Annotated in this window: 21 protein-coding genes; 1 reads left to right on the top strand and 20 read right to left on the bottom strand. The window is 71.9% G+C overall.

The genetic code is table 11. The features are described from left to right. Position 1 precedes the first annotated feature (1 nt). The 20 genes from ACIQH8_RS06780 to tilS all read right to left on the bottom strand — a co-directional run bounded on the left by ACIQH8_RS06780 (position 2) and on the right by tilS (position 20429). On the bottom strand, positions 2-973 hold the full coding sequence (locus ACIQH8_RS06780) for a 1-phosphofructokinase family hexose kinase (RefSeq protein ID WP_400996334.1): 972 nt from the start codon (positions 971-973) through the stop codon (positions 2-4). After that, complete coding sequence (locus tag ACIQH8_RS06785; RefSeq protein ID WP_400996336.1) at positions 970-1758, bottom strand: DeoR/GlpR family DNA-binding transcription regulator; 789 nt, start codon at positions 1756-1758, stop codon at positions 970-972. Before ACIQH8_RS06785 ends, ACIQH8_RS06780 begins: the two co-directional genes overlap by 4 nt. 181 nt (positions 1759-1939) lie before the next feature. Beyond that, positions 1940-4519, bottom strand: coding sequence for a M14 family zinc carboxypeptidase (locus tag ACIQH8_RS06790; RefSeq protein ID WP_400996339.1), 2580 nt, complete (start codon positions 4517-4519; stop codon positions 1940-1942). Positions 4520-4728: 209 nt separating this feature from the next. Next, positions 4729-6195: a cardiolipin synthase gene (cls, locus tag ACIQH8_RS06795; protein WP_400996342.1), complete on the bottom strand. Its 1467-nt coding sequence runs from the start codon at positions 6193-6195 to the stop codon at positions 4729-4731. A gap of 6 nt (positions 6196-6201) precedes the next feature. After that, positions 6202-6381, bottom strand: a complete 180-nt coding sequence (locus tag ACIQH8_RS06800) for a hypothetical protein (RefSeq protein ID WP_400996344.1) — start codon at positions 6379-6381, stop codon at positions 6202-6204. A gap of 27 nt (positions 6382-6408) precedes the next feature. Next, positions 6409-6558, bottom strand: coding sequence for a hypothetical protein (locus ACIQH8_RS06805; RefSeq protein WP_400996346.1), 150 nt, complete (start codon positions 6556-6558; stop codon positions 6409-6411). A gap of 43 nt (positions 6559-6601) precedes the next feature. Next, positions 6602-8110: a lysine--tRNA ligase gene (lysS, locus tag ACIQH8_RS06810; RefSeq protein ID WP_400996348.1), complete on the bottom strand. Its 1509-nt coding sequence runs from the start codon at positions 8108-8110 to the stop codon at positions 6602-6604. Positions 8111-8221: 111 nt separating this feature from the next. Next, positions 8222-9049 (bottom strand): pantoate--beta-alanine ligase, encoded by an 828-nt coding sequence (panC, locus tag ACIQH8_RS06815; RefSeq protein WP_400997877.1) that lies wholly within the window; start codon positions 9047-9049, stop codon positions 8222-8224. Positions 9050-9150: 101 nt separating this feature from the next. Next, complete coding sequence (locus ACIQH8_RS06820) at positions 9151-9912, bottom strand: Rossmann-like and DUF2520 domain-containing protein (RefSeq protein ID WP_400996350.1); 762 nt, start codon at positions 9910-9912, stop codon at positions 9151-9153. Continuing rightward, complete coding sequence (locus ACIQH8_RS06825) at positions 9902-11536, bottom strand: PH domain-containing protein (RefSeq protein ID WP_400996352.1); 1635 nt, start codon at positions 11534-11536, stop codon at positions 9902-9904. Before ACIQH8_RS06825 ends, ACIQH8_RS06820 begins: the two co-directional genes overlap by 11 nt. Then, a complete protein-coding gene (locus tag ACIQH8_RS06830) occupies positions 11533-12147 on the bottom strand; it encodes a PH domain-containing protein (RefSeq protein ID WP_400996355.1) in 615 nt (204 codons plus the stop codon). Before ACIQH8_RS06830 ends, ACIQH8_RS06825 begins: the two co-directional genes overlap by 4 nt. Then, positions 12140-12607 (bottom strand): DUF3180 domain-containing protein, encoded by a 468-nt coding sequence (locus ACIQH8_RS06835; RefSeq protein WP_400996358.1) that lies wholly within the window; start codon positions 12605-12607, stop codon positions 12140-12142. Before ACIQH8_RS06835 ends, ACIQH8_RS06830 begins: the two co-directional genes overlap by 8 nt. Beyond that, on the bottom strand, positions 12604-13089 hold the full coding sequence (gene folK, locus ACIQH8_RS06840) for a 2-amino-4-hydroxy-6-hydroxymethyldihydropteridine diphosphokinase (RefSeq protein WP_400996360.1): 486 nt from the start codon (positions 13087-13089) through the stop codon (positions 12604-12606). Before folK ends, ACIQH8_RS06835 begins: the two co-directional genes overlap by 4 nt. Further along, entirely contained in the window at positions 13086-13457 is a 372-nt protein-coding gene (gene folB, locus ACIQH8_RS06845; RefSeq protein WP_400996362.1) for a dihydroneopterin aldolase, read from the bottom strand. The genes folK and folB overlap by 4 nt, the downstream gene beginning before the upstream one ends. After that, a complete protein-coding gene (gene folP, locus ACIQH8_RS06850) occupies positions 13441-14241 on the bottom strand; it encodes a dihydropteroate synthase (RefSeq protein WP_400997880.1) in 801 nt (266 codons plus the stop codon). Before folP ends, folB begins: the two co-directional genes overlap by 17 nt. 25 nt (positions 14242-14266) lie before the next feature. Beyond that, positions 14267-14863 (bottom strand): GTP cyclohydrolase I, encoded by a 597-nt coding sequence (gene folE / locus ACIQH8_RS06855; protein ID WP_400996364.1) that lies wholly within the window; start codon positions 14861-14863, stop codon positions 14267-14269. A gap of 29 nt (positions 14864-14892) precedes the next feature. Next, positions 14893-16908: an ATP-dependent zinc metalloprotease FtsH gene (gene ftsH / locus ACIQH8_RS06860; protein ID WP_400996367.1), complete on the bottom strand. Its 2016-nt coding sequence runs from the start codon at positions 16906-16908 to the stop codon at positions 14893-14895. 123 nt (positions 16909-17031) lie between these two features. Next, a complete protein-coding gene (locus ACIQH8_RS06865; RefSeq protein ID WP_400996369.1) occupies positions 17032-18732 on the bottom strand; it encodes an MFS transporter in 1701 nt (566 codons plus the stop codon). A 32-nt stretch (positions 18733-18764) separates the two neighbouring features. After that, positions 18765-19316, bottom strand: a complete 552-nt coding sequence (gene hpt, locus ACIQH8_RS06870; protein ID WP_400996371.1) for a hypoxanthine phosphoribosyltransferase — start codon at positions 19314-19316, stop codon at positions 18765-18767. Between the two features lie 57 nt (positions 19317-19373). After that, complete coding sequence (gene tilS, locus ACIQH8_RS06875) at positions 19374-20429, bottom strand: tRNA lysidine(34) synthetase TilS (RefSeq protein ID WP_400996374.1); 1056 nt, start codon at positions 20427-20429, stop codon at positions 19374-19376. Between the two features lie 110 nt (positions 20430-20539). Between tilS and ppa the strand changes: the two genes are divergently transcribed. Then, positions 20540-21025, top strand: a complete 486-nt coding sequence (gene ppa, locus ACIQH8_RS06880) for an inorganic diphosphatase (protein WP_400996377.1) — start codon at positions 20540-20542, stop codon at positions 21023-21025. Positions 21026-21076: the final 51 nt, after the last annotated feature.

The following is a 21076-nucleotide window of genomic DNA, read 5'->3' on the forward strand; positions in this document are numbered from 1 at the left end:
CCTAGTGGACGATCGGGGCGACGGCGCCCCGGATTCGGATTGCGGTGATGGCGGTGGCGTCGGCGTCGGCCCTGGTGGGGACCGCCGAACCGGGGAGCGACGCGGCGGCCGCCCCGTGTGCGACCGCCTGGGCGAGCGCCCGGTCGGACGCGGCCCCCTCGGTCACGGCGAGCAGGAAGCCGGCGAGCGAGCTGTCGCCCGCGCCGACCGTGCTGCGTGCGTCGATGCGCGGCGCGGGGGCGAACCAGGCGCCCTCCGCCCCGACGTGGACGGCGCCCCGGGCGCCGAGCGTGACGAGCGCCGAGCGGATGCCGCGGGGCGCGAGTCGTGCGGCGAGGGCGGCGACCCGCTCGGGATCGGCCTCGAGCGCCTCGGGGTCGATCTCGCCGGTGAGTTCGGCGAGTTCCTCGCCGTTCGGCTTGATCAGGTCGATCTCCTCGCCGGAGTCGACGAGCGCGGCGAGCGGTGCGCCGGACGTGTCGACCGCGATCCGCGCGGCACCACCCGCGGCTCGCGCCTCGCGCACGACGCGGACGTAGAAGTCGTCGGGCAGGGACGGCGGGAGCGAGCCCGCGAGGACGAGCCACGAGGCATCCGTCGACCGCTCGACCACCGCACCGATGAGGGCGCGCTGCTCGTCGTCGTCGAGCGCCGGCCCCGGCTCGTTCAGCTTCGTGGTGACGCCGTCGGGTTCGGTGATCGCGATGTTGGAGCGGAGTCGACCGGCGATGGGGACGGTCGCGACGGGCAGCCGGGCCGCGGCGAGCGCGACCACCAGCGGGTCGTCCGCTCGACCCGGCAGGACGGCGATCGAGTCGGCGCCGGCGGCGACGAGGGCGCGCGTGACGTTGACGCCCTTGCCGCCGGGCTCTTCGACGCTGCGTGCGACGCGCTGGACCTCGCCGCGCTCGAGCGCCCGGTCGAGCTCGACCGTGCGATCGAGCGACGGGTTGACGGTCAGGGTGACGATCATGCGACGCGCACCTCCACCTCGGCCTCGTCGAGTGCGACCGCGAGCGCCGGCCCGGGTTGCGCGTCGGTGATGAGCACGTCGACCTCGTCGAGGGCGGAGAATCGCTGGAGGGCCTCGTCGTCGTGCTTGGACGAATCGACGAGCACCACGGCGAGCCGGGCCCGGTCGACCATGGTCTGCTTGACCTGCGCCTCGAGCTCGTCGGGCGTGGAGAGCCCGAACTCGGCGCTCACGCCGTTCGTCCCGATGAAGGCGATGTCGGGGCGGATCTCGGCGAGCTGGGCCATCGCGGCGGGCCCCACGGCGGCGCTCGTGATACCGCGGATGGTCCCGCCGATGATGCGGACCACGAGGTCACGGCTGCCGTGGAGGAGGGCCGCGATCGGCACGGAGTTCGTGTAGACCGTGAGCGGCGGCGTGCCGTTCGCGGGGTGCCAGCCGACGAGCGCCTCGGCGAGCGCGCCGGTCGTGGTGCCTGCATCGAGCAGGATCGAGCCCCGGAAGTTCGGCGGCACGAGCGCCATGGCCTCGTGTGCGATCGCCCGCTTGGCGTCGGCGTGCTGGCCGGTGCGCTCGAGGACGGTCGTCTCAGCGAGGCTCGCACGCCCCGCGCCGACGGCGCCGCCGTGGACCCGGCGGAGGTGCCCGGCCTGCTCGAGCGCGTCGAGGTCGCGGCGGATGGTCTCTGCGGTGACGTCGAGTTCATCGGCGAGGCCGGCGACCGAGACGCGCCCGGATCGGGCGAGTGCGTCGAGGATGTGCTCGTGTCGCTCCATCGCGTACATGCGGCCTCCATGCCGGATCGTCTGGCACCTGCGTTTGTGTGAGCTTACCTCGCACTTCTCACACAAAGCAAGCAATTCGCAGAATTTCCCACAGAAACGCAGACAAGCTCGGCTGGCCGGACACGCGACGGCGCCGGCCGGGACCCCGTCCCGACCGGCGCCGTGCCGTACCATTCGCCGACTACGGAGCGGGCACCCCCGCCCCCTCCGAGCCGGCCCAGAAGAGCCCGCGTGCGATCTGGCCGAACTGCCCGACCGGGTGGGTCCGGAAGTTCATCGACGTGCCGAACATCAGGACCCGGTTGCCCGCCTCCGTCTCGGCGGACACCGCCGACGCCTGCCCGGCGGCGTCCGTCGACGAACGGCCGGCGGAGTCGCGCCAGTGGCCCGAGATGAACGGGTCCGCCGCATACGTCTGCTCGACCACGGCGTTCGCGCCGAGGTTCGAGAACCAGACCGCCGGGTAGACGAACGCGGTGTCCTGCGGGTACGTGCCGAGCAGTCCGCCCTCGACGGGCTCGACCGACACGATGCCGTTCGACCCGCTCGTGCCCGAGGCCGCGGTCGAGGTCACGAGGCCGAACGCGTTCGCGAAGCTCGCGATCGCCGTGCCCTCGCCGACGACGCCGCCTCCCGCGGCCAGGTACTCCTCCATCTCGGCGCGACCCGCGGCCTGCGACGACGAGAAGTTGAGCGTTCCGCCGATCCAGACCACATCGACGCCGTCGAGCGTGGCCGTGCCGTTCGTCAGCGACGCCGACGAGATCGCGACGGGGTCGTCGAACCCGAGCTTGCGCAGCGTCTGCAGCTCCTCGCCGCCACCGGAGTAAGCGACCGTGAGGTCGTCGAGCCCGGTGCTCTCCTCGGTGGTCAGGCGGGAGCCGTCGGACGCCGTGAACGCGACGCCGTAGAGCTCGGCGACCTCGGCGGCGGCGGCCCGCCCCGCGCCATCCGCCTCGATCACGACCGAGCCGTCGGCGAAGGCCGACACCGGGACGCCCGACTCGAGGAGCGCGTTGACCGCCTGGTACTCGGCGACGCCCGACGTGGCGAGCTCGAGGTAGGCGCCGTCGGCGGGCACCGAACCGGTCGGTGCCGCCTCGGCGACGTCCTTCAGCTTGGCCTTCAGCGCCGGGTCGCCCGTCGAGCCGACCGCGTCGACGTCCGCGCCCCACAGCAGCGCGAGACTCCACGCCGAGATGTCGTACATATCGGGCACGCGCTCCGAGATGTCCGAGCCGTCTGCGAGCAGCACGTTCGCCATGCCGCGCAGCGGCTGGTGCATGTCGATGACGTACGAACCGGCCTCGTAGGTCGTGCCGCCCGCGCTGAACGCCGCGGACGCCCGCTGCACCTCGACGCCGTTCGCGATGAGCTGGTCGACGAGGTTCGCGGCATCCGTCGCCGAACGCTGCGCCTCACCGGCGGGGATCACGTACGCCCGCGGGAACTCGGCCGTGTAGACGTCGGTCTCGTCCCAGATCTCCGCCCACTGGCTGGGCTCGACCACCTCGGCCGGGTCGACGTCGGCGGGGATCTCGACGAGCGGCTCACCCGCGAGGCCCCGACGGAAGATCTCGATCTGGTTCGACAGCAGCGCGTCGGCGTTCTCGATCACGTAGTCGACCGAGGTGTCGATCACGACGCCAGCGACCTCGATGTTCACGGCCGAGTTCGCCGCGTTCCTCGGGTCGGTGGGCGGATTCACGCGACCGAGCGGCAGCTCGACCGTGTTGGTGATCGCGCCCTGGTAGGCCACGTACTGCGGCGTGAAGATGGGGGGCCAGTCGTCCCATCCGGCCCGGATGTCGCGGTACGGGATCCGGATGTTGCCCGTGTTCTCGGTCGTGACGCGGTTCGTGGTGCGGTCGAGGTAGGTGTTGCCGGGGATGTCGGCCGCGGTCACCGCCTCCTCGATCTCGAGCGCGGCGGCGTACGCGTGCGGGAGGAACAGGTCGTACTCGTAGTTCTCACCGTGGGGCGGGCCGCAGGGCTCGACCTGCAGCACGCTCGTGTACCCGTGCAGGTCGATGTAGAACGTCGGCTGGATTACCCCCGAGAGGTCGCGGATGATGCGGGCCTCGCTCGTCGCGCCCGTGATCATGTCGCGGTTGGCGTCGAAGCCGTCGGCGGTCGCGCGCTGTCCGAGCGCGCGGCCGTCGGGGTTGTTCGTCACCGTGAAGTAGAGGCGGTTGTGCTCGAGCACGTCCGCCACCTCGGCGTAGGGCGCGGTGGCGAGGTGCTCGATGTAGTCGAGCACCGCGTCGGTGCCCTCCCACTCGTTGCCGTGGATGTTCGCGTTGAACCAGATCGGCACCTTGTAGTTCTTCATCAGCGACGCGTTCTTCGCGGCCGCCGCGGGGTTGTGCTTGATCATGTCGCGGAAGTTCGCCTGACGCTTGGTCTCGCCCGGGTTCTCGGGGGCCGTCAGCGTGACCAGGTGGATGTCGCGGCCGAGCGCCGACTGGCCGACGACCTGCACCGAGATCCGGTCGCTCACGGCGGTCAGGCTGTTGAGGAGCGGTGCGATCTCGTCGTAGGGGATGACGCCGCGGTTGATCGACGCATCGGTCGGGTCGTCGGCGACGGTCGCGAGTTCGGGCTGGGACGGGTAGCTCGTCGGCGGTGCGACGAGCGGCGAGACGGGGGTGACGATCGGGACGGCCGGATCGCCCTCGAGGGCGATCGCGGGGGTGGAACCGGCGACGAGCGTCGCGGCCAGGACGGCCGTGACGCCCGCGCCCGCAAGAGTGCGTTGCATCGACATGGTGCTCCGTAGGGTTGCGGACTCGGATCGGGACCGGCTCGCCGCACACGGGTCGGCGGGTCTCGCCGTCGCGGAACGAACCGCGCACGGTTCCCGGTGGAATCGTGCGCTGGAAAGCGGTACCAGTCAGCCTTGCATGCGAACGCATGGACGAACCAGAGCGATTCGTTGCGTTCGTGTGAAGAATGCTGCGCGTTCCCGTGCTACTGCAGGGCGGAGGTGAGCCGCGCGAGATTGTCGAGCACGGTCGAGCGGAGCGGCTGACGCATCCACTCCTCGAGGGTGAGCTCACGGCTGTCGCGCCGGTAGCCGTCCTCCACGGCCCGCATCTCGCGGACGAAGGATGCGCCGCGGACCAGCAGCGAGACCTCCATGTTGAGCTCGAACGAACGGATGTCCATGTTGCTCGACCCGATGACCGCCACGTCGTCGTCGATCGTGAAGTGCTTGGCGTGCAGGATGAACGGCGCGCGGTACATGTAGATCCGGACGCCCGCGCGGAGCAGCGCCTCGTAGTACGAGCGCTGCGCGTGGTAGACGAGCGCCTGGTCGCCGATCTCCGACACGAAGAGCTCGACGTGCACGCCGCGTTGCGTGGCCCCGCTGATCGCGCGGAGCATGGCCTCGTCGGGCACGAAGTACGGGCTCGTGATGATGATCTTCTCGCGCGCGGCGTAGAGCAGCGCGAGGAAGAGCTTCAGGTTGTTCTCGTTCTGGTACCCCGGCCCGCTCGGCACGACCTGGCAGTCGAGGTTCTGCTCGGCCGGCGGCTGCGCGAACGGGAGGAGCTCCTCGCGCGACGGCGCCTCACCGGTCTCGAGGTACCAGTCGGTCGCGAAGATGGCGTCGAGGCCCGAGACGATCGGGCCCTCGAGTTCGGCGACGAGTTCCTGCCACTTCAGGCCGCGGCGGATGTTGCCGCGCTTGTTGTAGCTGCGGTCGATGATGTTCTGCGAGCCCATGTACGCGACCTCGCCGTCGACCACGAGGATCTTCCGGTGGTTCCTGAGATCGGGACGCTGGTACTTGCCGCGGAGCGGCTGCACGGGCAGCATCAGCCGCCAGTCCACGCCCATGCTCGTGAGTCGGCGGATGGTGCGCCGGTACCCCTTCGAGCGCCGCGAGGCGATGTGGTCGAGAAGGACGCGCACCTCGACGCCCCGTCGGACGGCGTCGCCGAGCGCATCGAAGAACCGGGCCGTCGTCGCGTCGTAGGCGAAGATGTAGAACTCGACGTGCACGTAGCGGGTCGCGCCGGAGATCGCGTCGGCCATCGCGTCGAGCGATGCCTCGTAGTCGCCGATGAGCCGTGCGCTGTTGTGGCCGATGAGCGGCATCGCGCCGAGGTTGCGATTGAGCCGTACGACGCCCTCGAACCAGTCGGGCCACTCGCTGTGGTCGCTGGCCTGCTCGACGCCGTGGGTGCTCTCCCGGATGAACCGGTCGACCTCGGCCTGCTTCGCGCGACGCGCCTTCGGGAGCTTCGGATTGCCGATCAGCAGGAAGAAGAGGACCCCGAGGTACGGGATGAAGAAGATCGCGAGCAGCCACGCCATGCCCGCCGTGGGCCGGCGGTTCCGGGGGACGACGATGATCGCGATGACGCGCACGACGATGTCGACGACGAGCACCAAGATGGCGATGATCGCCGTGACCTGCGCCGACGTCATGCCGGGCTACGCGGCTCGGTGGTGCTGCTCAGCGCGCTTCGCGCGCTCTTCCGCCTCGATCTTGGCGTACGCGTCGCGCTCCGTCCGGTCGGCTCGCAGCAGCGAGCGCATCACGAACCAGAAGATGAGTCCGATCAGCACGGTCGGTGCGAGCGACCAGATCGCGTTCAGCCAGAAGTCGTCCATAGCCGTTCCAGAATACCCGCGGAATCCTCAGCCGGCGGTGAGGATGCCCCAGACGCCGGAACCGAGCAGGTAGAGGCCGACGGCACCGACGATCACCCAGATCGCGATCCGGGCGAAGGAGGGCTGCTTCGGGTCGCGCTCGGGTTCGAGTTCGCCCTTCGGAAGGTAGTCGTTCATCGGAGGCTCCTGATCTCGATACGCTTCGCTACTCGATCACCGGTCACTTGACCAGGGGGAACAGGATCGTCTCGCGGATGCCGAGGCCCGTGACCGCCATGAGCAGGCGGTCGATGCCCATGCCCATGCCGCCGGTCGGGGGCATGCCGAACTCGAGCGCGCGGAGGAACTCCTCGTCGAGGCGCATCGCCTCGGGGTCGCCGCCCGCGGCGAGGCGCGACTGCTCGACGAACCGCTCGCGCTGCACGACGGGATCGACGAGCTCGGAGTAGCCCGTGGCGAGCTCGAAGCCGCGGACGTAGAGGTCCCACTTCTCGACGACGCCGGGGATGGAGCGGTGCTGGCGAACGAGCGGCGACGTGTCGAGCGGGAAGTCCATGACGAACGTGGGCCGGGTGAGGCCGGACTTCACATGGTGCTCCCACAGCTCCTCGACGTACTTGCCGGGCAGCGGGTGGTCGACCTCGATCTCGACCGCGTCGGCGAGCTCCTTCAGCCGCGACACGGGGGTCTCGGGGGTGATCTCCTCGCCGACCGCCGCGGAGAGCGAGCCGTACATCGAGAGCCGGTCCCACTCGCCGCCGAGGTCGTACTCGGTGCCGTCGGCCCACGTGACCACGTGCGAGCCCGCGACCGCGAACGCGGCGTCCTGGATGAGCTTCTGCGTGAGGTCGGCGATCGAGTTGTAGTCGCCGTACGCCTGGTACGCCTCGAGCATCGCGAACTCGGGGCTGTGCGTCGAATCGGCCCCCTCGTTGCGGAAGTTGCGGTTGATCTCGAACACGCGCTCGATGCCGCCGACGACGGCGCGCTTGAGGTACAGCTCGGGCGCGATGCGCAGGTAGAGCTCGGTGTCGAAGGCGTTCGAGTGCGTCACGAACGGCCGGGCGGACGCACCGCCGTGCATGACCTGCAGCATGGGCGTCTCGACCTCGACGAAGCCGAGGCTCGTGAACGTGGAGCGGAGGCTCGCGTTCACCGTCGCCCGGTCGATCACGTTGCGCCGGGCCTGCTCGCGTGCGATGAGGTCGAGGTAGCGGCTGCGCACCCGCGTCTCCTCCGAGAGCTCGTTGTGCAGGTTCGGCAGCGGGTTGATGGCCTTCGCCGCCATCCGCCACTCGGTCGCCATGATCGACAGCTCGCCGCGACGGCTCGTGATGACCTCGCCCGCGACGAACACGTGGTCGCCGAGGTCGACGAGCTCCTTCCACGCGGCGAGCGCCTCCTCGCCGACCTCGCCGAGCGAGACCATGGCCTGGATCCGGCCGCCGTCGCCCGACTGCAGCGCCGCGAAGCAGAGCTTGCCCGTGTTGCGGAGGTGCACGACCCGGCCGGACACGCCGACCGTCTCGCCGCTGCGCTCGTCGACGCCGAGGCCCACGAAACGTGCGCGCACCTCGGGGATCGTCGTGGTCACGGGCACCGCGACCGGGTACGCGCCGTCGCCGAGGTCGGCGGCCTCGGCGATGAGCCGCTCGCGCTTGGCCAGTCGCACGGCCTTCTGCTCCGAGATCTCCTCGGCGGTCGGCTCGTGCGTGGTCTCGTCGGCCATGGCGTCTCCGGTGTCGGGGTGGGTTCCGTGGGGTGCGCATCCGAGCGGATGCCACCCACCAGCGTATCCCGCCGCGCGTCGCCGACCTGAAGGGCAGCCGGATGCCGCGGCTCAGCCGAGCCGGATGGCGGCGTTGTCGATCAGTCGCGTGCCGCCCACTCGGGCCGCCACGAGCACGGTGGCCGCACCGTTCGCACCCTCGTCGACGGGCAGGAAGGTCTCCGGGTCGACGACGACCAGGTAGTCGAGGTCGATGCCGTCGTGGTCGCCGAAGGCGGCGGCCGCCTCGGCGAGCACCTCGTCGAGGCCGTCGCTCGCGGCGGACTCGGCCGCCGCGAGCGACTCCGAGAGGGCGAGGGCCGCGCGACGACCGTCGGCGTCCAAGTAGCGGTTGCGGCTCGACAGCGCCAGCCCGTCGGGTTCGCGGACCGTCGGCACCACCTCGATCGCGAGCGGCGCGTTCAGGTCGGACACCATGCGGCGGACGAGGAAGACCTGCTGCGCGTCCTTCTGGCCGAACACGGCCGTGTCGGGCTGCACGATGTGGAAGAGCTTCGCGACGACCGTCAGCATGCCGTCGAAGTGACCCGGACGGGAGGCGCCCTCGTAGAGCGTGCCGACGTGGCCCGCGACGACGGTGGTCTCGACGGCACCGGTGGGGTACATCTCGTCGACCGTCGGCGCGAAGACGAGGTCGACGCCCTCACGACCGAGCGCCGCGAGGTCGGCGTCGAAGGTGCGCGGGTAGCGATCGAGGTCTTCGCCGGCGCCGAACTGGAGCGGGTTCACGAAGATCGACACGACGACCGCGTCGGCGATCTCTCGCGCCCGGCGCACGAGCGCGAGGTGTCCGTCGTGGAGCGCGCCCATCGTCGGGACGAGTGCGACCGAGCGTTCCGTGGCGCGAAGCCCCGCCACCGCGTCGCGGATGCCGACGATCGTGCCGTGCACTCGAGGCGCCGTGGCCGGCCGGCCGACCCCGGCACCGCGTCCGTCGGCCTCGGCGACGCCGCCGCCGCGAGCCGCCTGCTCGTCGCCCGTCACACCCGACCTCCCGACGGCCGATCGTCATCGGCCTCGTCGATCGTAGCCGTCCCGTCGATCAGCGGCCCCGGGTCGTGGCGGGCGAGGGCGTTCTCGACCGCACTCCGCACGAGCGGTGCGAGCACGGCGCCGGCCCGGGGCATCCCGATGCCCTCGAGGATGCCCGTGGCCTGGTCGACGATCGCGGACGAGAACGAGACGGCCGTGTCGATCGCCTCGGCGTAGGCCGGTCGGTCCGCCTCGGCGACGACGAACGGTTCGCCGCCCATCTCGACGACGAGCGCCTGCGCGATCGGCAGGACCGGCGCCGGCGCGGTGACGGCGAACCAGGTGCCGGCCAGCCGACCGAGGTCGAGGCTCGTGCCGGTGAACGACATGGCCGGGTGGATGGCGAGCGGGATCGCGCCGGCCAGCATGGCGGGCTCGAGCACCCCGACCCCGTGCGCCGGCGCGGTGTGCACGACGAGCTGCCCGGGTCGCCACGCGCCCGCGGTCGCGAGCCCCTCGACGAGCGTGCGGAGTTCCTCACCGGGAACCGCGAGCAGCACCAGCTCGCTCCGCTCGACGATCTCGGGCAGCGCGAGCACCGGTACGTCGGGGAGCATGGCCGCCACCCGTTCCCGACTCGCGTCGGACACCGCGGCGATGCCGGTGAGCGCGTGACCCGCACCGCCGAGCGCGGAGGCGAGCACCGCGCCCACGCGGCCCGCGCCGATCGTGCCGACGCCGAGGCGCCCGGCCCGCTGGTCAGGACGCATGCTCGACCCCCCAGCGGTCGCTCCGGTCGCGGAGCGCCCGGTCGACGGCGTCCGCGGCGATGGTCGCGAACGCGGCGGTCGCGTCCGCGCGATCGAGTGCGGGAACCTCGGGGGCGATCGGTCCGGCCACCGTGTGGATGCGCACGGACTCGAGTCGGAGACCGCGTCGCACCGGCCCGGCGGCCACGGCGACGGACTGCATGCGCGCGAGCGGAACGACGACCAGGCGGCGGAGCAGCCAGCCGCTGCGGAGTACGGCGGCGCCTCCCTCGACCGCGATGCCGATCCGGCGCCACGAGAGCGGCCGGATCCAGGCGGCGCGTCTCGGGGCCGAGGTGAACCCCGTCGCCGGACCCGTGCCGGCGAGGCCGGCGTCGAGCAGCGGAACGAGCTCGTCGAACGCGTCGGGCGTGAGCAGGCCGATCACCCGCCGGACGTCGTCGGCGGTGCCGACCGGGAGCACGAGCGTGCGACGGGCGGCATCCCCCGCCTGCGTGACCGACTGGCCGGCGACGTTGACGCGCACGGTCCACCAGCCGAACGCGCGCCAGAGGAGCCACTGCGACGCCTCGATCGCGTGCACCCGCCCCGGTGGGATGGTCTGGTTCGCGGTCGAGAGCAGCCCGGAACCGATGCGGACGCCGTCGCGCGTGCCGGCGATCGAGTAGCGGAGCGACCCGGTGATCCGCGACCACAGGTAGCTCACCACGCCGATCGCCGCGGGGATGAACGTGAACAGCATCCAGAGCGTGCCGGTCGACAGTGCGATCACGATGATCACGATGATCGCGACGAGCCAGATCATCGATCCGCCGAGGATCGCGGAGGCGATCGCGCGAGGCAACGGGAGTCGCACGACGGATTCCGGCGGCGCGAGATCGGGATCGAGCTCGGGCGCGAGGAACTCGTCGACGCGACGGCCGACGAGCGCGCTCGCGCGACCCGCGACCGACGGCGCGCCGGGTTCGACCTGCGCCGCGCCGGCGGCATCCGCCGCACCGACGCCGTCGACGCCGTCGGACGCCACGGCCTCGTGGCGTCGGGCGCCCGACGCCAGCCGCAGCAGGTCGCTCCGCAGTCGGTCGGCCTGCGCCGAGCCGAGGTAGGACAGGTCGACGTTGCCCGACTGGCCCGCCACCGAGACGTCGAGCTTCGCGGCGCCGAAGAGGCGTGCGAAGACCGGCCGCGCGATGTTGATGCCCTGGATCCGATCGAGCCGTGCGCTCCGGTGCGAACGGAAGAGGATGCCGCTGCGCACCTCGAGCGCCTCGTCGGTCACCCGGAAGGTGTGCATCCGCCACGCGAACCAGAAGCCGAGGACCACGAGCACGATGAGGACCGCGAGGCCGAGCAGCGCCCAGCCGACGAGGCCGTGCGTGACGATGCCGGTGATCGGGTCCTCGCCCCAGTCGCCGCCGAACTCCGTCGACCCCGGCGGTTCCGAGCCCGGCGCGAACAGCAGCACGAACACCTCGACCAGGCGTTCGCGGAGATTCGCGATCACGAAGCCGAGCACGGCGAGGAACACCAGGCCGCCGCGCAGCAGCGGACTCGCCGGATGCAGCCGGTGCCACTCGCCGTCGGCGAGCGGGCCGATCGGAGCGCGGACGGGGGGCTCGGTCACAGGCCCGCCCGGCGGGTCTCGGCGAGGGCGACGAGTTCGTCGCGGAGCCGCTCGGCATCGTCGAGCGGAAGTCCGGGCAGGGTCACGGCGGTCGACGCGGCGGCGGTCACGAACTTGAGGTCGGCGAGCCCGAGTGCACGCGACACCGGCCCGCGCGTGATGTCGACGAGCTGCATGCGCCCGTAGGGGACGGCGACCTGACGCTGGAACATGATGCCGCGGCGGAAGACGAGGTCGTCCGCCCGGCGGCGATAGCCGATCGAACGCACGCGGCGCGGCTCGAAGGCGATCGAGACGAGCGCGATCACGCCGATCGCGATGCCGCCCCACGTGGCCCACGGCAGCTCGAACCACGACCCGACGACGAGGAGCACGGCGACCATGACGCCCGCGCCGAGCACCGAGCCGACGACCTCGACGACGACGTGCTTCGGCGACACCCGGCGCCAGTCGTCGTCGACGTGCGCGGGGGCATCGGATGCCGCGGGCGCACCCGACGCCTCGGGCGCGCTCGGCGCCTCGGGTGTGCTCGGCGTCGACTGGCCCTCGGGCGCCGCAGGAGTTCGCAGCGGCACCGGGGCGTCGAAGGCGGTGTCATCGGGGTCAGGCATGCGCCGAACCCTCCTCTTCGGGGTCGTCGGGCGGAAGGGTGCAGAAGTGCTCGGCGACGAGGCCGCCGGCGAGCAGCAGCGCGGCGCCGATCGCCGTGGCGAGCCCCATCCAGATGGTGCCGGCGGGCGGGAGGACGCTCCGCGTGAGCAGGAAGATCGTGATGCCGATGCCGACGCCGAGCACGAGCGCGCCGGTCACGCTGCTCGCCTTGGCGAGCACCGCGATGCGGGCGGCGCGGAACGGATCGACCCGGCGGCTCCGGTCGCCGCGCACGGCCTGCCGGATCGGCCAGGCCACGAGCACGACGATCGCGCCGATGCCGACGAGCGTGACGGCCAGCGAGAGCGGAGGCACGAGTGCCGTCGCGCCACCCGCCACGAGTGCGAGCTCGCCGAGGTAGCCGACGGCGAGGCCGACGACCGCGAACGCGACGAGGGTCGAGGCGTGCGTGCGCTTCACCGACGCACCACCTCGTCGGTCGCCTCGGCGCGCAGCGCCGCGATCGGACCGCGGCCGGTGATCTCGGCGTCGGGCTCGACGTCGAGCCACGGCTGCAGCACGAAGGCCCGCTCCCACGCGCGCGGGTGCGGCAGTTCGAGCCGCTCGTCGGCCATGCGCACGCCGCGCACGTCGATGAGGTCGAGGTCGAGCGTGCGGTCGCCCCACCGCGTCTCGCGCGTGCGGCCGTGCTCGGCCTCGACGCGCTGCAGCAGATCGAGGATCGCGTGCGGCTCGAGGTCGGTCTCGACGACGATGACCCCGTTGAGGTACCGCGGGGCGTCGGGGTCGACCCCCTCGAGGCGCACGGCCGCGGTCTCGTACACCGGCGAGACGGCCACGAGCACGACGCCGTCGGCGTCGGCGACCGCCCGCGTGGCCGAGGCGATCGTGGCCTCGCGGTCGCCGAGGTTGGCGCCGAACGCGATCACGGCCCGGCTCACGGGCGGCTCCGCACGATCGTGACGGCGACGTCGTCGAAGGGCACCTCGATGGGCGCCTGCGGCTTGTGCACGGTCACGGTCGCCTCCTCGACGCCCTCGAACCCGAGCGCCACGTCGGCCACTCGCTCGGCCACCGTCTCGATGAGGTCGACCGGGTCGCGTTCGACCGCCCGCGCGACCGCGACGGCCAGTTCGCCGTAGTGCACGGTTCGCGCGAGGTCGTCGCGGGATGCCGCGGACGCGAGGTCGACGGCGACGGACACGTCGATCACGAACTCCTGCCCCTGTTCGCGTTCGAAGTCGAAGACGCCGTGGTGCGCGCGCACGCGGATGCCGGTGACGGCGATCCGATCACGAGTGGTGGCCACGTCGTCCACTCTGCCATGCGCGCACGACGTCGAGCGCGACACGGGTGCCCGCGACGTCGTGGACGCGGACGCCCCACGCCCCGGCCTGCGCCGAGAGCACGCTCACCACCGCGGTCGGGAGGTCGCGGTCCTCGACCGGAGCCCCCTCGGGCAGCAGCGCGCCGAGGAACCGCTTGCGCGACGCGCCGACGAGGATCGGCAGACCGAGGCCCGCGAGCACGTCGAGGTCGGCCAGGAGCGCCCAGTTCTGCTCGCCCCGCTTGGAGAAGCCGAGGCCGGGATCGAGGATCAGCCGGTCGGCGGAGACACCCGCCGCGACGAGTTCGTCCACCCGTCGGGCGAGTTCGTCGCGCACGTCGCGCGCGACGTCGTCGTACTCGGCGAGGTCGTCCATCCGGTCGGAGTGCCCCCGCCAGTGCATCGCGACGTAGGTCGCCCCGGAATCGGCGGCGATGCGGGCCATGGCCTCGTCGGCGAGCCCGGCGGAGACGTCGTTGATGATCTCGGCGCCGGCCTCGACCGCCGCCAGGGCCGTCGACGCGCGCATCGTGTCGACGCTCACCCGCAGCCCGCGACCGGCGAGCTCGCGGATGACCGGGACGACCCGGCGCAGTTCCTCGCCCGGGTCGACCCGGGCCGCCCCCGGCCGCGTCGACTCGCCGCCGACGTCGAGCACGTCGGCACCGTCGGCGACGAGTTCGAGGGCGTGCTCGATCGCGGCATCCGCGTCGAACCATCGTCCGCCGTCGCTGAAGGAGTCGGGGGTGACGTTGACCACGCCCATGACGATCGGCTCGGACGGCGTCGCGTCAGGCACCGCGCCCCGATCCGATCAGCGCGATGATCTCGGCCCGCGCGGCGGGCTCGGCGAGTTCGCCGCGGCTGGCGATCGTGACCGTCGAACTGCGTTCCTGCCGCGCGCCCCGGGCGGTGACGCACCCGTGCACGGCGTCGATCACCACGAGCACGCCGCGCGGATCGAGTCCGGCGACGAGGGCGTCGGCGACCTCCTCGGCGATGCGCTCCTGGAGCTGGGGGCGGCTCGCGATCGTGTCGATCACCGCGGGGATGCGGCCGAGGCCCACGAGTCGCTCGCCCGGGAGGTAGGCCACATGCGCGGTCCCGACGAACGGCAGGAGGTGGTGCTCGCAGACCGACCGGAAGGCGAGGTCGCGCAGCACCACCGCGTCGGAGGTCGCGGGGACGCCCGCCGCGGTGTCGCCGGAGGCGACCGTGTCGGCGAGGTGCGCGAGCGGGTCGGCACCGACACCACTGAAGTAGTCGGCGTAGGCCTCGGCCACGCGCTGCGGCGTGCGCTCGAGGCCCGGGCGATCCGGGTCCTCGCCGATGGCGAGGAGCAGCTCGCGCACGGCGCGCTCGATGCGGTCGGCGTCCACCCCCGTCATGGCACCCTCCTCTGCGCCCGTGCCGCGGGTCACGCCGTGGCGGGGCGCGGCTTCGTGGTCGGCGTGCGGGACGCCTTCGCCTCCTCGACGGGCGTGCCCGAGTCGACGCCGCCGTCGACGGCGCCCTGGTCGATCGGCGCCTTGCGGCTGGGGAACGGGATCGGCGGCCGATCGGAGACGGGGCGCTTGTCGCTCGAGAGCCAGAGCGGGCGCTCGGGCAGCTTCCGCACGTCCTTGAAGATCTCGGCGATCTGGTGGTGGTCGAGCGTCTCGTGCTCGAGCAGCTCGGCGGCCAACCTGTCGAGGATGTCGCGGTTGTCGTTCAGCACCTGCCACGCCTCGTCGTGCGCCTGCTCGATGAGCGTGCGCACCTCCACGTCGACCTTCTCCGCGATCTCCTCCGAGTAGTCGCGCTGGTGGCCCATGTCGCGGCCGAGGAAGACCTCGCCCTGCGACTGGCCGAGCTTCACGGCGCCGACGTTCGCCGACATGCCGTACTCGGTGACCATCTTGCGGGCCGTGGCGGTGGCCTTCTCGATGTCGTTGGATGCGCCGGTCGACGGGTCGTGGAAGACGATCTCCTCCGCGACGCGGCCGCCCATGGCGTAGGTGAGCTGGTCGAGCAGCTCGTTGCGCGTGACGGAGTACTTGTCTTCCAGCGGCAGCACCATCGTGTAGCCGAGGGCGCGGCCGCGCGGCAGGATCGTGATCTTCGTGACGGGGTCGGTGTGGTTCATCGCCGCCGCGGCGAGGGCGTGCCCGCCCTCGTGGTAGGCGGTGATGAGCTTCTCCTTGTCCTTCATCACGCGCGTGCGGCGCTGCGGGCCGGCGATGACGCGGTCGACGGCCTCGTCGAGCGCGCGGTTGTCGATGAGCTGCGCGTTCGACCGGGCGGTGAGCAGCGCCGCCTCGTTGAGCACGTTGGCGAGGTCGGCACCGGTGAAGCCCGGTGTCTTGCGTGCGAGCACCTCGAGGTCGACGCCGTTCGCGAGCGGCTTGCCCTTCGAGTGCACCTCGAGGATCTTCTGGCGGCCCTTGAGGTCGGGCGCGTCGACGCCGATCTGGCGGTCGAAGCGGCCCGGACGCAGCAGCGCGGGGTCGAGGATGTCGGGACGGTTGGTCGCCGCGATGAGGATCACGTTGGTCTTGGGGTCGAAGCCGTCCATCTCGACGAGCAACTGGTTCAGCGTCTGCTCGCGCTCGTCGTGCCCGCCGCCGAGGCCGGCGCCGCGGTGGCGGCCGACCGCGTCGATCTCGTCGACGAAGATGATGGCCGGCGCGTTCTGCTTCGCCTGGTCGAAGAGGTCGCGCACCCGGCTCGCGCCGACGCCGACGAACATCTCGACGAAGTCGGAGCCGGAGATCGAGTAGAACGGCACGCCCGCCTCACCCGCGACCGCGCGGGCGAGCAGCGTCTTGCCGGTGCCGGGAGGGCCGTACAGGAGCACGCCCTTCGGGATGCGGGCGCCGACGGCCTGGAACTTGGCCGGTTCCTTGAGGAACTCCTTGATCTCGTGGAGCTCCTCGATGGCCTCCTCGGCGCCGGCGACATCGTCGAAGGTGACCTTCGGGCTCTCCTTGGAGACGAGCTTCGCCTTCGACTTGCCGAACTGCATGACGCGATTGCCGCCGCCCTGCATGCCGGAGAGGATGATCCAGAAGAAGAGGCCGATGAGCACGAGCGGCAGCAGGATGCCCAGCATGGAGAGGAACCAGTTCGGCTGCGGCACCTCGTCGTCGAAGCCGTCGGCCGGGTTCGCCTCGTCGACCGCCGCGATGACGTCGTCGCCGCGCGGCGTGACGTAGTAGAACTGCACCTGCGTGCCGAGGTCCTCCTCGGCCTCGGCGAGCGTGAGGTCGACGCGGTTCTCGACGTCGACGATCTTCACCGCCGACACCTTGCCGTCGTTCAGGAGCTCGAGCCCCTGCTGCGTCGAGACCTCGCGGAACCCCGACTGGGTGATCAGGGTGGATCCGATCCACACCGCGATGATGGCCAGCACGATGTAGAGGATCGGCCCGCGCAGGAGCTTCTTCATGTTCATGGTGCTAGCAGGCTACCCCGGCGGCGCTGGACACCTGCTGCCTGTTCGCTGAAAGCGGTCAGCGGTCGGCGCGCACCGCGCGCGCACCGCGCGCACCACCGTGCGTGCACCGCGCGCCGATGCTCAGTCCGAGTCCTCCGACGCCTGCTCGCTTCCCGGCGTCTGCCCGGGCTCGTACTGCGCCATGATCCCGTCGACGGTCGCCGTGGCCTCGACCGCGCTCGCCGTGTAGCCGAGCACGACGGGGAGGAAGCGGTCCGAGGTCAGCGCCTGCAGTCTCAGGTCGGTCCGGGCGACGACGGTCGCCATGCGCCCGGTCGGCCGCATGAGCGCGATCTCGCCGAAGCCCTCGCCCGGGCCGAGCTCGGCGACGACGCGCCCGTCGTGGACCACGTCGACCTCGCCGTCCTCGATGACGTAGTACCGGTCGCCGACGTCGCCCTGCGCGAACACGACGGCCCCGGATGGCACGGACACGGCCTCGAGCCCCCGCGCGAGCTGCTCGACGGACGGCAGGGGCAGGATGCACAGCATGTCGACGCGGCGCAGCAGCCCGATCTCGCGATCGAGGGCGGCCACGATCCGGTCGAGCCGCCGAAGACGCCACCACGAGGCCGCCGCGAGCACCGGGCAGAGGAGTCCGATCGCGATGAGCGCCGGTTGGATCCCGAACCATCCGATCAGCGCCGACGCGACGACGCCGCCGATGCCGACGAAGATCGCGACCGTGCTCTCGAGCACGCCGAACACGCGCGCGAGCACCTCGTCGGGCGCGATCCGGCCGATGAGCGTGAAGCCCGTGATGTCGATGAGGGCGTTGCCGATGCCGACGAACGAGAGCAGCACGAGGGCGACCGCCTGTTGGGGGAAGACGCCGACGAGCGCGATCGGAAGGCCCCAGAGGGCCACCCCGACGGCGAACCAGGCGCCGAGTCGCCCCGTGCCGATGAGCAGCGAGGCGCCCAGCGAGCCGAGCACCGCCCCGACTCCGACGGCGGTCATGAGCGCGCCGACACCGGGTTCGCCGGTGCCGATGAGTTCGATCGCGACCACGACGGAGAGCACGGTGAGGGCTCCTCGGGTGAGGGATTGGGCGGCCGCGAGGCCGAGGATGAGGACGAGGTCCCGATCGCGACCGACCGCGCCGAGGCCCTCGACGGCCTCCCGCCCGATGTTCGGTCGGTCGGGCGCCGACGGCCGCGGCGGGGCGTCGTAGCGCAACCCGACGAGCAGCGCGGCGGCCGCGAACGATGCGGCGGCCGCGACGGCGAAGACGACATCGACCCCGGTGAACTGGAGGAGGACCGCCGCCAGCAGCGGCCCCGCGACCGTCGCCAGCGAATCGAGCAGCCCACGCACCATGTTGGCGCTCGCGAGTTCGTAGCCCGTGCGGCAGAGCGACGGCAGCAGCGCGGAGTGGGCCGGACGGTACAGCGTCGCCGCGATCGTCGAGACGACGGCGAGCGCGTAGATGACGGCCGCCGGCCCCGCGACGGCGACGACGACGCCCGCTGCCGCGGTGGCGGCGCCGCGCACGACCGATACGAGGATGAGCACGCGCTCCCTGCGCCCGCGATCGGCGATCGGAGAGAGCAGCGGTGCGAGGAGCGCGGACGGCAGCATGCGCAGGAGTCCGACGAGCCCGACGGCCGCGGCGCCGCCGTCGCGATACGCGACGATCCCGAGGGCGACCGTGAACGCCCACTCCGCCGTCCACGCGCCGAGGAAGCTGAGTTGCGCGCGACGAAGGTCGCGGTTCCGCCAGTTGCTCGCGAACGCGGCGCCCGCATCCCGCACCCTCGTCCGGCGTCCGCGTTCAGCCATCGGCGACTCCGGTCGGCGGGCCGGTCAGCGCCTCAGCTGTAGACGTGGGGCGCGAGGATCGCGACATCCCGCAGATTGCGGTAGCGCTCGGCGAAGTCGAGCCCGTAGCCGACGACGAACTGGTTGGGGATGTCGAAGCCGAGGTACTTCACGTCGATCTCGACCTTCGCGGCATCCGGCTTGCGCAGCAGCGCGCAGATCTCGATCGAGGCGGCACCGCGCGACGTGAGGTTGCCGAGGAGCCAGCTGAGGGTCAGGCCCGAGTCGATGATGTCCTCGACGATGAGCACGTGCCGACCCGAGAGGTCGGAGTCGAGGTCCTTCAGGATCTTCACGACGCCCGAGGACTGCGTGCCGGCCCCGTACGACGAGACCGCCATCCAGTCCATCGTGACGTGCGGTCGCAGTTCGCGCGCGAGGTCGGCCATCACCATGACCGCGCCCTTCAGCACGCCGACGAGGAGCAGGTCCTTCCCCTCGTAGTCCGCCTCGATCCGGCGCGCGAGCTCGGCGAGCTTGTCGCGGATCTGCTGCTCGGTCACGAGCACTTCGGTCAGGTCGGCCTCGATCTCGCGCGAATCCATCCCGAGCTCCTCCTGCGTGCGTCTGGGCGAACGGATGCCACGAGCCTACGCCGCGGCTCAGTGATCGTGCGGCAGGAGTTCGGTCGACCCCGTCGTGGAGAGCACGAGATGGGCGCCGGCACGGGTGGCACGGATGCCGCGGGGCAGGTCGATCGGCCCCTGCCCGTGCCAGTCGGTCACGAGCCGGGCCACCTCGAGCGTCTGGGCACGACTGAGCGACACCCCGAACTCGCTGCCGACGACGTGCCGGATGATGCGCTGCCGGAGCGCGGCCGGGTTCGCGGCGAGCGCGGCCGTCGAGACCGCGATTCCGGCCTCGGCGGGCTCGCAGATCTCCTCGATGAACTCGTCGATCTGGTCGGCGAACGCCTGCTCGTCCTCGCGGAGCTGCTCGGCGGTGCGCGCGAGCGCCTCGGCGACGCCCGGTCCGAGCTCGGCCTCGAGCACGGGCAGCACGTGCTCGCGCACGCGGACGCGTGCGTACGCGTGGTCGCGGTTGTGCGGGTCGTCCCACGGTTCGAGGCCCGCGTCGAGGCACGCCTGCCGGGTGGTCGCGCGACGGATGCCGAGGAGCGGCCGCGCGTAGCGCCCCGAGCGGGCGGCCATGCCGCCGAGGCTCGCCGACCCCGACCCGCGCGCGAGTCCGAGCAGCACCGTCTCGGCCTGGTCGTCGAGCGTGTGGCCGAGGAGCACGACCTCGGCCCCGGCCGCGCGTGCGGCGGCGTCCAGTGCGGCGTACCGGGCGGCGCGTGCGGCCCCCTCGGGACCGGCACCACCGGGTGCGGCACCCGCCTCGACCCGCTCGACGAGCACCGGATCGAGCCCGAGGTCGCGGGCGACGGCGGCCGCGGCATCCGCGATCTCGGCGGAGCCCGGCTGCAACCCGTGGTCGACGACGACCGCGCCGGCGCGCCATCCGGCCCTCGGCGCCTCGAAGGCTGCCCCCGCGGCGAGGGCCAGCGAATCGGGACCGCCCGAGAGCGCGACGAGCAGCAACGGTGGTCGAGTCGCCGCCCGCGGCGTATCGAGACCCCGCGGCGCGAGCGCTCCGCGCACCGCGCGACGCACGTCGGCGATCGCCGGCGTCAGGCGTGGACGGCGCTCTGAGGGCATCACGTAACCTTATTCCGTCGCGAGCGGCGCCCATCGGGCGCGCGTCGACACCGGGGCCGTCAGGGCCCGCGAGGACTTCCAGACTCCACCATCCGAAACGAGGAGAGCACATGGGCGAGTACGCCGCCGTCATCGAGATCCCCAAGGGGAGCCGCAACAAGTACGAGGTCGACCACGAGACCGGCCGGGTCTTCCTCGACCGCGTGCTCTACACGAACTTCGTGTACCCGACCGACTACGGCTTCTTCGAGAACACGCTCGGCGACGACGGCGACCCGCTCGACGTGCTCGTGCTCACCCAGTACCCGCTCTTCCCGGGGGTCGGCGTGAAGGTGCGCCCGGTGGGCGTCTTCAACATGGTCGACGACGGCGGCGGCGACGCGAAGGTCCTCGCGGTGCCCGCGGGCGACCCGCGCTGGGACTACATCCAGGACGTCGACGACATCCCCGAGTACACGCGCAAGGAGATCGAGCACTTCTTCGAGCACTACAAGGACCTCGAGCCCGGCAAGTGGGTCAAGACCGAGGGCTGGGCGAACGCGGCCGAGGCCGAGTCGCTCATCGCCAAGGCGATCGAGGCGTACCCGGGTCACTGAGACCACCCGGCGATCGGGCCGAGCGGATGCCGCGGCATCCGCCTGCACGAA

Source organism: Agromyces sp. GXQ0307 (assembly GCF_044769845.1).
GTDB lineage: Bacteria > Actinomycetota > Actinomycetes > Actinomycetales > Microbacteriaceae > Agromyces.

What these genes read in the sequence shown, in the direction of transcription:
- ACIQH8_RS06780 (WP_400996334.1), bottom strand. Translation starts at nt 973, where the DNA reads ATGATCGTCACCCTGACCGTCAACCCGTCGCTCGATCGCACGGTCGAG.
- ACIQH8_RS06785 (WP_400996336.1), bottom strand. Translation starts at nt 1,758, where the DNA reads ATGTACGCGATGGAGCGACACGAGCACATCCTCGACGCACTCGCCCGA.
- ACIQH8_RS06790 (WP_400996339.1), bottom strand. Translation starts at nt 4,519, where the DNA reads ATGCAACGCACTCTTGCGGGCGCGGGCGTCACGGCCGTCCTGGCCGCG.
- cls (WP_400996342.1), bottom strand. Translation starts at nt 6,195, where the DNA reads ATGACGTCGGCGCAGGTCACGGCGATCATCGCCATCTTGGTGCTCGTC.
- ACIQH8_RS06800 (WP_400996344.1), bottom strand. Translation starts at nt 6,381, where the DNA reads ATGGACGACTTCTGGCTGAACGCGATCTGGTCGCTCGCACCGACCGTG.
- ACIQH8_RS06805 (WP_400996346.1), bottom strand. Translation starts at nt 6,558, where the DNA reads ATGAACGACTACCTTCCGAAGGGCGAACTCGAACCCGAGCGCGACCCG.
- lysS (WP_400996348.1), bottom strand. Translation starts at nt 8,110, where the DNA reads ATGGCCGACGAGACCACGCACGAGCCGACCGCCGAGGAGATCTCGGAG.
- ACIQH8_RS06820 (WP_400996350.1), bottom strand. Translation starts at nt 9,912, where the DNA reads ATGCGTCCTGACCAGCGGGCCGGGCGCCTCGGCGTCGGCACGATCGGC.
- ACIQH8_RS06830 (WP_400996355.1), bottom strand. Translation starts at nt 12,147, where the DNA reads ATGCCTGACCCCGATGACACCGCCTTCGACGCCCCGGTGCCGCTGCGA.
- folP (WP_400997880.1), bottom strand. Translation starts at nt 14,241, where the DNA reads ATGGGCGTGGTCAACGTCACCCCCGACTCCTTCAGCGACGGCGGACGA.
- folE (WP_400996364.1), bottom strand. Translation starts at nt 14,863, where the DNA reads ATGACGGGGGTGGACGCCGACCGCATCGAGCGCGCCGTGCGCGAGCTG.
- ftsH (WP_400996367.1), bottom strand. Translation starts at nt 16,908, where the DNA reads ATGAACATGAAGAAGCTCCTGCGCGGGCCGATCCTCTACATCGTGCTG.
- ACIQH8_RS06865 (WP_400996369.1), bottom strand. Translation starts at nt 18,732, where the DNA reads ATGGCTGAACGCGGACGCCGGACGAGGGTGCGGGATGCGGGCGCCGCG.
- hpt (WP_400996371.1), bottom strand. Translation starts at nt 19,316, where the DNA reads ATGGATTCGCGCGAGATCGAGGCCGACCTGACCGAAGTGCTCGTGACC.
- tilS (WP_400996374.1), bottom strand. Translation starts at nt 20,429, where the DNA reads ATGCCCTCAGAGCGCCGTCCACGCCTGACGCCGGCGATCGCCGACGTG.
- ppa (WP_400996377.1), top strand. Translation starts at nt 20,540, where the DNA reads ATGGGCGAGTACGCCGCCGTCATCGAGATCCCCAAGGGGAGCCGCAAC.